This window comes from Mesorhizobium sp. B2-4-3, assembly GCF_006442815.1.
GTDB lineage: Bacteria > Pseudomonadota > Alphaproteobacteria > Rhizobiales > Rhizobiaceae > Mesorhizobium.
Map to the genome: position 1 here is coordinate 169,443 of NZ_VFVL01000002.1, position 13,659 is coordinate 183,101.

Genomic DNA, 13,659 nt, shown 5'->3' on the forward strand with positions numbered 1-13,659 from the left:
TTGTCGGGCCGGCACTCATGCGCCGAGACTGGCGGCTGCTGGCTGGCCGAAGAGCAGAGTCTCTATTGGAATTATGATGATCCTCCCGAAATCGGATTTGCGTAACCTGTTATTCGGGTCGTGTCACGGTTCCATTCAACCGATGCGTCGCGAATGAGCCGACTGAAAGCCACGGTGCCCGACGCTGGGAACGGCCGAGGACGTCGCCAATGCCTTTATCTCGTATCGGACATGGGCGCTGGAGATTGCCAAAGCCTTGCTATACTGACCCGGCCTATGAGGAAGCCAAGCGCTTCGCGCTCAAGGCGTTGAATCGTGGTGCTCGTGATACTCGAAGGGGATCTCGGGTAACCGCTAACTGCAGTGCGGCCAGCCAGTCAGGGCAAGGTTCTGTGCTCGCCAGATACTTAAGTTATTGGAAGGATGGTGGGCGTGACAAGGATTGAACTTGTGACCCCTGCAATGTCAATGCAGTGCTCTCCCGCTGAGCTACACGCCCATCCGAAGCCGCGCATACACCACTTTTGATCCGGCGCGTCAATAGCGGGAATGTGGAAAGACGGCTTCCGTTTGTCGCATCGGCGCGGCACGCGCCAATGCTTCCCTAAGGACGGCTCAGGCCGCCTGCAGCATCTTCTCGACCTCGTTGACGAGATCGCGCAGATGGAAGGGCTTCGACAGCACCTTGGCGTCTTTGGGTGCCTTGGAATCGGGATTGAGCGCGACCGCGGCAAAGCCGGTGATGAACATCACCTTGAGGTCCGGATCGATCTCGGTGGCGCGGCGGGCGAGCTCGATGCCATCCATCTCCGGCATGACGATGTCGGTCAGGAGCAGCGAAAAAGGTTCCTCGCGCAGCCGCTCATAGGCACTGGCGCCATTGTCGAAATCGCTTACCTGGTAGCCGGCGCGCTCCAGCGCCTTGACGAGGAAGCGGCGCATATCGTCATCGTCTTCCGCCAGCAGAATGCGTGCCATCATATCCCGTCCGAATCACCCGCCCCAAGCCTGTCGCCGGGCAAGGCCGTTAACCATCCTGTATATGCGGTCGAGCCGGTAAACATCAAGTGAATGAAGGGCATTCGACATCCGGCTCGAGGCGCGGTTTCACCGCCTGAAATGCTGGACATGCCGGGCGCAAGGTGGCAATTTCATGCCATGATGCAGTGCTGTTTCCTGGTTCGTACAAATTGAAGACGGCAGCCGAGGATTTTTCGGTCGTTCCACCCTTCGAAATCCGATCGGGCGCCGAACAGCGCGTGCCTTTCCTGTTCAACTCACCGCATAGCGGCCGCCACTATCCGGAGCGCTTTCTGGCCATGGCGCGGCTCGACCGCAACGCCATTCGCCGGTCGGAGGACTGCTATGTCGAGGAGCTTTTCGGCGGCGCCGTGGCGCTCGGCGCGCCGTTGCTGGCCGCCAATTTTCCGCGTGCCTATCTCGACGTCAACCGCGAGCCCTGGGAACTCGATCCGCGCATGTTCGCGGAGCCGGTGCCGTCCTTCTGCAACATCCGCTCGGCGCGTGTCGCCGGCGGGCTCGGCACGGTGCCGAAACTGGTCGGCGAGGGGCTCGATATCTATCCCGGCCGGCTGCCGCTGGCCGAGGCGGTGGGACGCGTCGAAGCGGTGTACAAGCCCTATCACGAGACGCTTAAGCGGCTCCTGACCAGGACGCATGCCAGGTTCGGCTATGCCGTGCTGATCGACTGCCATTCGATGCCGGCCTCGATCCGCGTCGGCGACAACGGTGTGCGGCCCGACTTCATCATCGGCGACCGGTTCGGCATTTCGGCATCGCCGGCGCTCACCGAGATGGCGATCAGCCTGCTTGTCGACATGGGCTACACGGTCGCGCACAACAAGCCCTATGCCGGAGGCTTCATCACCGAGCATTATGGCAGGCCGGCGCGGCATCTGCATGCGTTGCAGATCGAGGTCAATCGCGGGCTTTACATGGACGAGCGGACGTTCCAGAAATCGGCCGGCTTCGACGCTTTGGCCTGCGACCTGACCCGCTTCTCGGCCGACCTGATGTCGATGCCTGATCATCATTTCGTCGATTTGCCGCTCGCGGCGGAATGACGGCGCGGTCGGCGCGCCGAGTTCTTATAAACGCAATTCCGGACGGAAAAACCGCTTCACACTTTTCCTGGAATTGCTCGAAAAAAAGACCGCATCGTTTTCACGACACGGTCGAAGTCTAGGGAGGAAACGCCCAAGGAGGGCATGGACAGGAAAACCTGTCCGATGACAAAATTATTGTGCGCCGCACAAATGTCAATCGACAGCAGGCTTTTTTAATTCAATATGATGTGGAAATTCCGCTTCGGCGGCTCAGATGTGACATTCGGGCAACAGAAAACGGGCGTCTGGCCGGTCTTCAACGCGCCTGTTCCGTGAGAAAGAGCGGCTGGCAAAGGCCGCGATGGGGAGAGCGACTTGGATATCAGCACCGATTTCATGCGGCGCATCGCGCATGCCGCCGCCGCCGAAACCTTGCCGCGCTTCCGCAGCCAGGGGGCGGTCACCAACAAGCTTGCGGGAAGCTTCGATCCGGTGACGGAGGCCGATCGCGAGGCGGAGCGCGCCATCCGGGCGCTGATTTCCGCCGAATATCCCGAGCACGGCATTCTCGGCGAGGAGCATGGCAGCCAGAACCTCACCAGCCGGCATGTCTGGGTGATCGACCCGATCGACGGCACCCGCGCCTTCATTTCCGGCATCCCTGTCTGGGGGACGCTGGTCGGGCTGACAGTCGACGGCGACGCGGTCGCCGGCATGATGTCGCAACCGTTCACCGGCGAGTTCTTCTACGCCAACGCATCCGGTTCGCACTACGAAGGACCGGGCGGGCCGCGCCGGCTCGCGACCCGCAAGACGACCGATCTCGCGCAAGCAACGCTGTTCACGACCACGCCGGCCCTGTTCAAGGACGATGCGCGCAAGCGCTACGACCAGTTCGAGACAAAGGTGCAACTCGCCCGCTACGGCACCGACTGCTACGCCTTCGCGATGCTGGCCGCGGGCAGCGTCGACATCGTCGCCGATCCGGGCCTGAAGCCCTACGACATCGTGGCGCTGATCCCGATCATCGAGAAAGCCGGCGGCGTCATCACCACTTTCGAAGGCGGGCCGGCGGAAAAGGGCGGCGACATACTGGCGGCCGCGACACCGGAACTGCACGCGGCGGCGATGGCGGCGCTGCGCGGCTGATGCGCCCAAAGCGCATCGCCCTGAAGCGGATTCGGGCGACGCGCTTTAGGGCTTTGTTTTCATGCATGTCGTCATCGCAAAACCGCTGCACACTTTTGCGCGACATGCATTGGCGGCAAGGGCTGGTCGCCGCAGGATCTCGATCGCGCTCAGGGAGCGTCGCCGGTGCCTGGAATGAAGGCGTCGAAGGCGGCCAGGAGCTGCTCGCGGTAGATGTCCTTCTCCTGCAAGATTTCGTGCTCGGCGCCGTCGATCATCAACAGCGAGCCGACGCGCAGTTTCCTGGCATAGGCTTCCACCGCCCTGGTCGAGACAACCCGGTCGGCGCCGGCGGCGACGATCAGCATCGGCACCTTCACCCTTGCCATGAAATCCGGGTCGCTGACGGCTTCCGCGGCGGCGGCGGCGGCCTTCAGCCAGCGGATCGTCGGGCCGCCGAGCGCGAGCTGCGGCCAGGCCTCGTAGATCCCGACATTGCGCCGGTAGCGCTCGGGATCCGAGGTCACCTTGTTCATTTCGAAAGGCGGCGGCACTTTCGGCCGCGGACCGAGCGCGGCATACAGCCAGCCGAGACCCAGCGCGCAGAAGACCGCGCAGACGCGCCGCACCGTGCTTATCGAAACCGGCAGGTCGGGCACCGCGAGGAAGGGCGTCAGCAGCACCATGCGGCGCACGCGGTTGACCATCGATGGCGAGGCAAGCAGCGCAATCACCGCTCCCGTGGAATGGGCGAGGATGTAATAGGGGCCGCGGCAGTCGGGGAGCACGATCTCCTCGAAGAATTGCTCGAGGTCGCGCGTATAGTCGCGAAAGCTACGGACATAGCCGCGCTGGCGGTCGCGCAGCAGGCGGCTGGAATCGCCCTGGCCGCGCCAGTCGAGGACAGCGACGCTGAAGCCGCGATCGGCGAGATCGCGAATGGTCTCGAAATATTTCTCGATGCATTCGTTGCGCCCGGTCAGCAGAACCACCGTGCCCTGCAGCGGGCGGCTGACAGCGGCAAAGACGCCGTAGCGGATCTTCTTGCCGTCGCGTGTGGTGAAGAAGCCGCCCGCGGCATTCTGCGGCGCGGGATTGTCTTCTGTGCGATGGAAAAGATCCGTCATTCGGCGCGTCGATGGTTGCTCTTTTGCCCGGACGGGCGGAGGCGTCGGCATGGTGATAGACGGCCAGGCGGCAAAAGCAAAGGCGTTGCGAGGATTTACGCGGCTGCCCGCGCATGACCCCGAAAATCGGAATCGATTTTCGGAAAGGATCATGCGCGAAATCAAAAGTGCTACAGCGTCCTTAGCGCGTCCGGAGGACGCGCGGCGCTGTAGTGCGCGGGGGAAGGCCGGAAGTGCCTGCGGCGCACTTCCGGCCTCTGTCGATCCGGGAGGAAGGGACGTTGCACCCGGTTCGGCCTCGTCGCGGCGCAGGGAAGAGGCGCCGCTTGTCTCTCTGTCTCGACGCAATTCCGGGCGGAAAACCGCTTCACACTTTTCCTGGAATTGCTCGAACTTGACCAAGCCTAGCGCTGCACGACTGAACGCATGCCGAAGCGGTGGTTCATCCACCGTTCATGAACGTGGCCGCATTGCGACCAAGGAAAACCTTGAAATGGCTTTTTGAGCTTCCCAAATGAGGGTTGCGGCCGCCGATGTCGGGGCCGCTGGCCTACCCGGAACGCCTTTCGAGGGTTTCGCACCGGGTCATACGCAAACCATGTTGCTCAACAGGAGAACACTCATGCGTCACGTTGATTTTTCCCCGCTTTATCGTTCGACCGTCGGCTTCGACCGGCTGTTCACCATGCTCGACTCGCTCGGCCAACCCGACGGCGCGCAGACCTACCCGCCCTATAATATCGAGCGCACGGGCGAGAACGCCTACCGCATCTCGATGGCCGTTGCCGGCTTCTCGGAAGACGAGATTTCGATCGAAGCCCACCGCAACGTTCTGACCGTCAAGGGCGAGCGCAAGGAAGAGAACAACAGCGAGGGTTCGGAGCTGCTTTACCGCGGCATCGCCTCGAGGTCCTTCGAGCGCCGCTTCCAGCTCGCCGACCACGTCGAAGTGGAAGGTGCCACGCTGAAGAACGGCCTGCTTTTCGTCGATCTCACGCGCAACATTCCCGAGGAGCTCAAGCCGCGCAAGATCGCGATTACCCAGTCTTCGGACAAGGCCAAGCAGATCGAGGCCAAGGCCGCCGCGTAACCCGCGGGCTCCATCCTGGACAACGTCTCCCTCCCGAGACGAAAGCGGCGCCGCGAGGCGCCGCTTTTTATTGTGCCACCGGCAACGGGCCTTTCTGGCTCTTTTGAAGCATGCAGCGGCGGATCATGAAGGACTATGTCCGATTTTTCCCTGCTGCTGACTCTCACCGTCGCAATCACTTTCCTTTTGGCCGGGATCGTCAAGGGCGTCACCGGGATGGGCCTGCCGACGCTGGCCATGGGATTGCTTGGCACCATCATGCCGCCGGTGACCGCGGCATCGCTGCTGATCGTGCCGTCCTTCGTCACCAATGTCTGGCAGCTTTTCGCCGGCCCGAGTTTTTCGGCGATCCTGCGCCGGCTTTGGCTGATGATGGCGGGCATCCTGATCGGCACGATCGCCGGCTCGCGGCTGCTCGCCAGCGACAACGTCAAATGGACGACCGCCGGCCTCGGCGCGGCATTGATCGTCTATGCCGCCTACAGCCTGCTCGCGCGGCAGCCGGTCGTTCCCGCGAAAGCGGAGCGCTGGTCGTCGCCGTTTGTGGGTTTCCTCACCGGCCTGGTCACGGGCGGCACCGGCGTCTTCGTCGTGCCTGCCGTCCCCTACATCCAGGCGCTGGGCTTGAGCCGGGACGATCTGATCCAGGCGCTCGGTCTTTCCTTCACGGTATCGACGATCGCCCTGGCGCTGGGTCTTGCCTCGCACGGCGCCTTCGAGGCCGGATATCTGGCATTGTCTTCGCTTGCCGTGCTGCCGGCCCTGCTCGGCATGTGGCTGGGGCAGGCGCTGCGCCAGAAAATCAGCCCGGCGACTTTCCGTCGATGGTTCCTGATTTTTCTGGTCCTGCTCGGCGTCGAGCTGTTGCTGCGGCCCTTCCTCGCCTAGCGCACATTACCGGCGCTTCGCCGCGATAACGGCCTCCACGTTCTGCCGGTGAACGGGTTCATAAGGCGCAAAATACTCAACCGCCTTTGTCGCAAAAATGTCGACGCCGAAGGTCCTCAAATCCTGCTTCGCCAGGTCGGGGTCCTGCCGGCAGGCAAGCAGCTTTCGGACATAGGCCTCGGTCGCCGCGATGAAGCTTCTGTCATAGCCGCCGGCTTCGATTGCCTCGAAGGAACCGTGGTTGGGCAGGATTCGATCGAACCGCCAGCCAGCCATGCGCTCGAGGTCGATCAAGTGTTCGGCCAGACGCTCCGGTTCCGAGACATAGGTGACGGAATCTTCCAGCGTATCGCCCGCAAGCAGCACGCCAGCTTGGGGCATCAGCAGCACCGTGCCGTCATGGCTGTGGATTTCGACCCGGCGCAGTTCGATCGGGATCGCTCCCACCGTCAGGCTGAGGCTGTTGTCGAACGTCCTGTTCGGCATGACGAGCGGCTTGATCGGCGGATTGCCGCTTTCGATCTCGGCGCGGCCGCGTTCGAGCGCCGAGGCGGTGAGGGTGTTGGCGATGATCTCGCAATCCTTGAACACCTCGTTGCCGGCGATATGGTCGTCATGCCAATGGCTGAGCACGACGCGTATCGACGTCACGCCCAACTCTTCGAGGGTTTTCCGGATGAAGCGGGCATGGGGCAGGGAGATGTGCGTGTCGTAGACGAGCGCCTGCGATCCATCGACGATCGCATAGGTGCAGATGCCTAGCGTATAAGCGCCGTCGTCGAGCCAATTCGGCTCGTCCGACCAGATGCGAACGCCATCGACGCGGCCGTCATAGAAGCCGAGCACGTTCGGCGCCGGACGGACCAGCCGCATCGTCGAGCCGAGAGACGGTCTGGTCATCTGGCTGCTCCCGAGTGCTGCAAGCTCAGCCAAGCAACCGGCCGAGACGGTCGATCTCTTGCGTCGTGGTCGCGAAGCTGGCGACGAAGCGGTAGATCGCTTCGTCGTCGCCGAGGTGGCCATCGAAACCCTGCGGCACGCCCCATTCATAGAATTTGGCGCCGGCCGCCTGCAGCTTTTCCGCCGTGGCCCGACCGAGGATGGCGAACACTTCGTTGGCCTGCGGCAGCCAGGCAAGCTTGCCGGCCGGCGCATCCTCGATCGTCTCGGCCAGATGTGCGGCCATCTGATTGGCGTGGCCTGCCATCCTCAACCACAGATCGTCGGTTAAATAGGCCTCGAACTGGGCCGAGATGAAGCGGGCCTTGGAGAAGGTCTGTCCGGCGCGCTGGCGCAGCAGGCGCAGATCCTTGCCGACGTCCGGATTGAGGACCACGACCGCGTCGGCCATCCAGCAACCATTCTTGGTGCCGCCGAAGGAGACGAGGTCGACCCCGCTCTTCCAGGTCATTTCGGCCGGGCTGACGCCGGTCGCGGCAATCGCATTGGCGAAGCGCGCGCCGTCCATGTGCAGCGGCAGCTTGTGGCGGCGGCTGACCTCGGCGATCGCCTTGACGTCGACGACGCTGTAGACCGTGCCGACCTCGGTCGCCTGGGTCACGCTGACCGCCATCGGCTGACCGGCGGGGGCCAGATCCTGCGAATAGCGCCTTATCGCGCGGTCGAGAGCCTCCGGGTTCATGCGCCCTAGCGGTCCCGGCACCGGCGCCATGCGCGCGCCGCCGGTGTAGAAACCCATGGCGCCGAACTCGTCGACATTCATATGCGCTTCGGAATGGCAGAGCGCGATGCCGCCGATGCGGTTCAACGCAGCCATCGAAAGCGCGTTGGCCGCCGTGCCGGTCGCGACGAAGAAGACCTGCACTTCGCGCTCGAAGATATCGTTGAAGCGGCGATAGACAGCGCGGTCCAGGTCGCCGTCGCCGTAGGCGGTGGCCGTGCCGGCGGCATGGCGCGACAGGTTGGCCGAAATGTCGGGGTGGACGCCCGCCCAGTTGTCGGATGCAAAGAACATCGAGAGGTCCATATCGTGATTGGCAAAAGCGGCGGGACTTGACCGCTTCGGCAGCCGAAGCGCAAGGGCCAATCAAATGCAAAGCGGTGAAGCCAGCAATCGAGGCCAAAGGACCCGGACCAAAGCTTGCGTTTCTTGTGCTTGTCACGAAATTTTGTGTCGCGGCACGCCCAAGTTTTTTGTGAATCGGTCTTGTGTGGCTGCCTGATTTCTGCCATAAAAAATTTAGGACAGTAGTGCTGTCTTATTTTGTCGCACAAAACAGGCTGGACTGGCGTATGATCGTTGCCATTCCGGCCATTGTCGCGAGCGGCGGGTAGACGGCCCGGCTCTGGCCTGTACGATACCGGATGCGAACCGGCCGTATAGCCGTATGGTTCGATTGATTTCGCGAGACGTGCCGCAGGATGAAGGGGAAGCATCATGCTTCCCAAGGCAAACCAGCGCCCTGAAACAGTCGGGGCCAAGGTGGAGAACGGAGGATAGGACGATGACGGAACTGACGCCATCTGCGATCAACGGCCGGGCCGCGCAGACGAAAGCGACAGCCGTTAAAAATACCGTCCTGACCAAAGAGCTGCGAACTGCCAACGGCATGACCGCGCAGGGCCTCTATGATCCGCGCAACGAGCATGACGCCTGCGGCGTCGGCTTCATCGCCAATATGAAGGGTGTGAGGTCGCACCAGATCGTCGAGGACGGTCTGGCGATGCTGGAAAACCTCACCCATCGCGGCGCCGTCGGTGCCGATCCGCTGGTCGGCGACGGCGCCGGCGTGCTGGTGCAGATTCCGGACAGCTTCTTCCGCGATGAGATGGCCGCCAAGGGCGTCGAACTGCCGCCGGCCGGCCAATACGGTGTCGGCCATTGGTTCATGCCCCAGGACGCGGCACTGCGCACTCATATCGAAGAAATCATCGCCGAATCGGCGCAGTCGGAAGGGCTGCCGCTCATCGGCTTCCGTGACGTCCCGGTCGACAATTCGTCGCTGTCGAAGGCGCCGGATATCGTGGCGTCCGAGCCGTTCCATCGGCAGGTGTTCATCGGCCGCACGTCCGACATTACCGACGACGAGGAATATGAGGCCAGGCTCTATCTGCTGCGCAAGGTGATCTCGGGCCGCATCTATGCCGAGAATGACAACAAGGACATCGGCGCCTATTGCGTGTCGCTGTCGGCGCGTACCATCGTCTACAAGGGGATGTTCCTGGCCTATCAGGTCGGCGCCTATTACAAGGATCTCACCGATCCGCGCTTCGAGACCGCGCTGATCCTCGTCCATCAGCGTTTCTCGACCAACACCTTCCCGTCGTGGAAGCTCGCGCATCCCTACCGCATGGTCGCGCATAATGGCGAGATCAACACGGTGCGCGGCAACAACAACTGGATGGCGGCGCGCCAGGCCTCGGTCGATTCCGAGCTGTTCGGCAACAACATCTCGAAGTTGTGGCCGATCTCCTATGACGGCCAGTCCGACACGGCGTGCTTCGACAACGCGCTCGAGTTCCTGTTCCAGGGCGGCTATTCGCTCAGCCACGCCATGATGATGCTGATTCCGGAAGCCTGGGCCGGCAACAAGCTCATGGACGCAGACCGCAAGGCTTTCTACGAGTACCACGCGGCGCTCATGGAGCCCTGGGACGGACCGGCGGCGGTGGTCTTCACCGACGGCCGCCAGATCGGCGCCACGCTCGACCGCAACGGCCTGCGCCCGGCGCGCTACATCGTCACCGACGACGACCGCGTCATCATGGCGTCCGAGGCCGGCGTGCTGCCGGTGCCTGAGGACAAGATCGTGCAGAAGTGGCGGCTGCAGCCGGGCCGCATGCTGCTCATCGATCTCGCCAAGGGCCGCATCGTCTCCGATGAGGAGATCAAGTCGGAGATCGCGACCAGGCACCCCTACAAGACCTGGCTCGCCAACACGCAGCTCATTCTCGAAGACCTGAAGCCGGTCGAACCGCGCGCGCTGCGCAAGGATGTTAGCCTGCTCGATCGCCAGCAGTCCTTCGGCTACACGCAGGAAGACACCAAGCTTCTGATGGCGCCGATGGCCACCACCGGCCAGGAAGCCGTCGGCTCGATGGGCACCGACACGCCGATCTCGGCTATGTCGGACAAGTCGAAACTGCTCTACACCTATTTCAAGCAGAACTTCGCGCAGGTCACCAACCCGCCGATCGACCCGATCCGCGAGGAGCTGGTGATGAGCCTGGTGTCGTTCATCGGGCCACGGCCAAACATCTTCGACCTGGTCGGCACATCGCGCCGCAAGCGGCTCGAGGTGCGCCAGCCGATCCTGACCAATGGCGATCTGGAGAAGATCCGTTCCATCGGCCACACCGAAGACCGTTTCGATACCAAGACGATCGACATCACCTACGGCTCGAACGAGGGCGCTGCCGGCCTGCAGGGCGCCATCGACCGGCTCTGCGAACGGGCCGAGGCGGCGGTCGCCGGCGGCTACAACATCATCATCCTGTCCGACCGCCAGGTCGGGCCGGACCGCATCGCCATTCCGTCGCTGCTGGCGACGGCGGCCGTGCACCATCACCTGATCCGCAAGGGCCTGCGCACTTCGGTCGGGCTGGTTGTGGAATCCGGCGAGCCGCGCGAGGTGCATCATTTCTGCTGCCTGGCCGGTTACGGCGCCGAGGCGATCAATCCCTATCTTGCCTTCGACACGCTGCTCGACATGCACAAGCGCGGCGAGCTGCCGGAAGAGGTCGACGAGTACGAGGTGGTCTCGCGCTACATCAAGTCGATCGGCAAGGGCATCCTCAAGGTGATGTCCAAGATGGGCATCTCGACCTACCAGTCCTATTGCGGTGCGCAGATCTTCGACGCCATCGGGCTGAAGTCGGATTTCGTCGAGAAGTATTTCACCGGCACCGCGACGCTGATCGAAGGCGTCGGCCTGGACGAGATCGCCACCGAGACGCTCAGCCGCCACAGCGATGCCTTCGGCAGCGATCCGGTGCTGCGCAACAACCTAGAGGTCGGCGGCGAATACATGTTCCGCATGCGCGGCGAAGCGCATATGTGGTCGCCCGATGCGGTCGCCACCTTGCAGCACGCCGTGCGGCAAGGCTCCTGGGACACGTTCAAGGACTATTCGGCGCACATCGACAGCGCAACCGCGCGCGCCCAGACCATTCGCGGCCTGTTCAAGCTCAGGACAGCGGAAGAGACCGGCCGCAAGAAGGTCGCGATCGAGGACGTCATGCCGGCGGCCGAGATCGTCAAGCGCTTCTCGACCGGAGCGATGTCGTTCGGCTCGATCTCGCGCGAGGCGCACACCACGCTGGCGCGCGCCATGAACGCCATCGGCGGCAAGTCGAACACCGGCGAGGGTGGCGAGGAGGCCGACCGCTATTTGCCGCTGCCCGGCGGTGGCAAGAACCCGGAACGTTCGGCGATCAAGCAGGTCGCGTCCGGACGGTTCGGCGTCACGGCGGAATATCTGGTCAATTCCGACGTCATGCAGATCAAGGTGGCGCAGGGCGCCAAGCCTGGCGAGGGCGGCCAGTTGCCCGGCCATAAGGTCGACGCCACCATCGCCAAGGTCAGGCACTCGACGCCCGGCGTCGGCCTGATCTCGCCGCCGCCGCATCACGACATCTATTCGATCGAGGATCTGGCGCAGCTGATCTACGACCTGAAGAACGTCAATCCGGCGGCCGATGTGTCGGTCAAGCTGGTGTCGGAGGTCGGCGTCGGCACGGTCGCGGCGGGCGTCGCCAAGGCGCGCGCCGATCACATCACCATCTCCGGCTATGATGGCGGCACCGGCGCTTCGCCGCTGACCTCGCTCAAGCATGCCGGCAGCCCATGGGAAATGGGCCTTGCCGAGACGCATCAGACGCTGGTGCTCAACGGCCTGCGCTCGCGCGTCGCGCTGCAGGTCGACGGTGGGTTGCGCACCGGTCGCGATGTCATCATCGGCGCGCTGCTCGGCGCTGACGAGTTCGGCTTCTCGACCGCGCCGCTGATCGCCGCCGGCTGCATCATGATGCGCAAGTGCCACCTCAACACCTGCCCTGTCGGCGTGGCGACGCAGGACCCGGTGCTGCGCAAGCGCTTCAAGGGCGCGCCCGAGCACGTCATCAACTTCTTCTTCTACGTGGCGGAAGAGGTGCGGGCGCTGCTTGCCGAAATGGGCTACACCCATCTCGACCAGATCATCGGCGACACCGACCTTCTGGAAAAGCGCGACGTCATCCAGCACTGGAAGGCGCGCGGGCTCGACTTCTCGAAGATGTTCTTCAAGCCGGACGCGCCGCATGAGGCGCTGCACTGGACCGAGCGGCAGAAGCATCCGATCGATGACGTGCTCGACCGCAAGCTGATCGAGCTGGCCAAGCCGGCGCTGGAAACCAAGCAGCCGGTCACCATCGAGCTGCCGATCCGCAATGTCGACCGCTCTGTCGGCGCCATGCTGTCGGGCGAGGTCGCCAAGCGCTTCAAGCACAAGGGCCTGCGCGAGGACACGATCAAGGTGAAGCTGACCGGCACCGCCGGCCAGTCCTTCGGAGCGTTCCTGGCGCGCGGCGTCTCGTTCGAGCTGGTCGGTGCCGGCAACGACTATGTCGGCAAGGGCCTGTCGGGCGGCCGCCTCGTCATCCGCCCGCCGGAAGAGGCTAGAATCGTCGCGGCGGACTCGATCATCGTCGGCAACACGGTGCTTTACGGCGCCACCGAAGGCGAGGCCTATTTCGCCGGTGTCGCCGGCGAGCGCTTCGCGGTGCGCAATTCGGGCGTGGCGGCCGTCGTCGAAGGCGTCGGCGACCATGGCTGCGAATACATGACCGGCGGCATCGTCGTCGTGCTCGGCAAGACGGGACGAAACTTCGCCGCGGGCATGTCGGGCGGCGTCGCCTATGTGCTGGACGAGAAGGGCGATTTCGCCGAACGCTGCAACATGGCGATGGTCGAGCTGGAGCCGGTCCCGGAAGAGGACGACCTGATGGAGAAGCTGCTCCATCATGGCGGCGACCTCGACCACAAGGGCCGCGTCGACGTCTCCGGCGATATGACCAGCCATGACGAGGAGCGGCTCTACCAGCTGATCTCGAACCACGTGCATTTCACCGGTTCGGTGCGCGGCCGCGAGATCCTCGACGACTGGCAGAATTTTAGGCCGAAATTCCGGAAAATCATGCCGGTGGAATATCGCCGCGCGCTGATCGAGATGGAACGCATGCGCATGAGCGTGGCGGCGGAATAGGTTTCGGGCACGGCCGGGAAGATGACTTTCCGGCCGGCATCCTCACCAACAATCCTGACCCCGAGAGCATGACCCCGAAAAGTGGGAACCGGTTTTCGGCCAAGGTCATGCTCCAGCAAGGTGCGGTTGCCACGGCAGCCTTATGGGGTTAACGGGTG

Annotated in this window: 9 protein-coding genes and 1 tRNA gene; 5 read left to right on the forward strand and 5 right to left on the reverse strand. The window is 63.3% G+C overall.

Annotated elements, in window-relative coordinates; translation table 11 throughout:
* Window positions 1-424: 424 nt before the first annotated feature.
* Together FJ956_RS03120 and FJ956_RS03125 are read right to left on the reverse strand one after the other, a co-directional pair.
* Window positions 425-499, reverse strand: a tRNA-Val gene (locus FJ956_RS03120).
* A gap of 116 nt (window positions 500-615) precedes the next feature.
* A complete protein-coding gene (locus tag FJ956_RS03125) occupies window positions 616-978 on the reverse strand; it encodes a response regulator (protein WP_006199474.1) in 363 nt (120 codons plus the stop codon).
* 164 nt (window positions 979-1,142) lie between these two features.
* Here FJ956_RS03125 and FJ956_RS03130 point away from each other — a divergent pair, with 164 nt between their 5' ends.
* Together FJ956_RS03130 and hisN are read left to right on the forward strand one after the other, a co-directional pair.
* A complete protein-coding gene (locus FJ956_RS03130) occupies window positions 1,143-2,084 on the forward strand; it encodes an N-formylglutamate amidohydrolase (protein ID WP_140673697.1) in 942 nt (313 codons plus the stop codon).
* Between the two features lie 357 nt (window positions 2,085-2,441).
* Window positions 2,442-3,215: a histidinol-phosphatase gene (gene hisN, locus FJ956_RS03135; protein ID WP_140673699.1), complete on the forward strand. Its 774-nt coding sequence runs from the start codon at window positions 2,442-2,444 to the stop codon at window positions 3,213-3,215.
* Window positions 3,216-3,364: 149 nt separating this feature from the next.
* Here the strand turns inward: hisN and FJ956_RS03140 are convergent, their stop codons facing one another.
* Entirely contained in the window at window positions 3,365-4,321 is a 957-nt protein-coding gene (locus FJ956_RS03140) for an alpha/beta hydrolase (RefSeq protein WP_140673701.1), read from the reverse strand.
* 622 nt (window positions 4,322-4,943) lie between these two features.
* On the opposite strand from FJ956_RS03140, the gene FJ956_RS03145 reads away from it, so the two are divergent.
* Together FJ956_RS03145 and FJ956_RS03150 are read left to right on the forward strand one after the other, a co-directional pair.
* On the forward strand, window positions 4,944-5,411 hold the full coding sequence (locus FJ956_RS03145) for an Hsp20 family protein (protein WP_140673703.1): 468 nt from the start codon (window positions 4,944-4,946) through the stop codon (window positions 5,409-5,411).
* 135 nt (window positions 5,412-5,546) lie between these two features.
* Window positions 5,547-6,299, forward strand: a complete 753-nt coding sequence (locus FJ956_RS03150) for a sulfite exporter TauE/SafE family protein (RefSeq protein ID WP_140673705.1) — start codon at window positions 5,547-5,549, stop codon at window positions 6,297-6,299.
* Window positions 6,300-6,305: 6 nt separating this feature from the next.
* Here the strand turns inward: FJ956_RS03150 and FJ956_RS03155 are convergent, their stop codons facing one another.
* Both FJ956_RS03155 and FJ956_RS03160 read right to left on the reverse strand, forming a co-directional pair.
* Entirely contained in the window at window positions 6,306-7,199 is an 894-nt protein-coding gene (locus FJ956_RS03155; protein WP_140673707.1) for an MBL fold metallo-hydrolase, read from the reverse strand.
* Window positions 7,200-7,224: 25 nt separating this feature from the next.
* The gene (locus tag FJ956_RS03160; RefSeq protein WP_140673709.1) at window positions 7,225-8,274 is read right to left on the reverse strand and encodes a low specificity L-threonine aldolase; all 1,050 of its coding nucleotides are present in this window, start codon (window positions 8,272-8,274) and stop codon (window positions 7,225-7,227) included.
* 490 nt (window positions 8,275-8,764) lie between these two features.
* On the opposite strand from FJ956_RS03160, the gene gltB reads away from it, so the two are divergent.
* A complete protein-coding gene (gene gltB / locus FJ956_RS03165) occupies window positions 8,765-13,501 on the forward strand; it encodes a glutamate synthase large subunit (protein WP_140673711.1) in 4,737 nt (1,578 codons plus the stop codon).
* Window positions 13,502-13,659 lie beyond the last annotated feature (158 nt).

What these genes read in the sequence shown, in the direction of transcription:
- FJ956_RS03125 (WP_006199474.1), bottom strand. Translation starts at nt 978, where the DNA reads ATGGCACGCATTCTGCTGGCGGAAGACGATGACGATATGCGCCGCTTC.
- FJ956_RS03145 (WP_140673703.1), top strand. Translation starts at nt 4,944, where the DNA reads ATGCGTCACGTTGATTTTTCCCCGCTTTATCGTTCGACCGTCGGCTTC.
- FJ956_RS03140 (WP_140673701.1), bottom strand. Translation starts at nt 4,321, where the DNA reads ATGACGGATCTTTTCCATCGCACAGAAGACAATCCCGCGCCGCAGAAT.
- gltB (WP_140673711.1), top strand. Translation starts at nt 8,765, where the DNA reads ATGACGGAACTGACGCCATCTGCGATCAACGGCCGGGCCGCGCAGACG.
- FJ956_RS03155 (WP_140673707.1), bottom strand. Translation starts at nt 7,199, where the DNA reads ATGACCAGACCGTCTCTCGGCTCGACGATGCGGCTGGTCCGTCCGGCG.
- FJ956_RS03160 (WP_140673709.1), bottom strand. Translation starts at nt 8,274, where the DNA reads ATGTTCTTTGCATCCGACAACTGGGCGGGCGTCCACCCCGACATTTCG.
- FJ956_RS03150 (WP_140673705.1), top strand. Translation starts at nt 5,547, where the DNA reads ATGTCCGATTTTTCCCTGCTGCTGACTCTCACCGTCGCAATCACTTTC.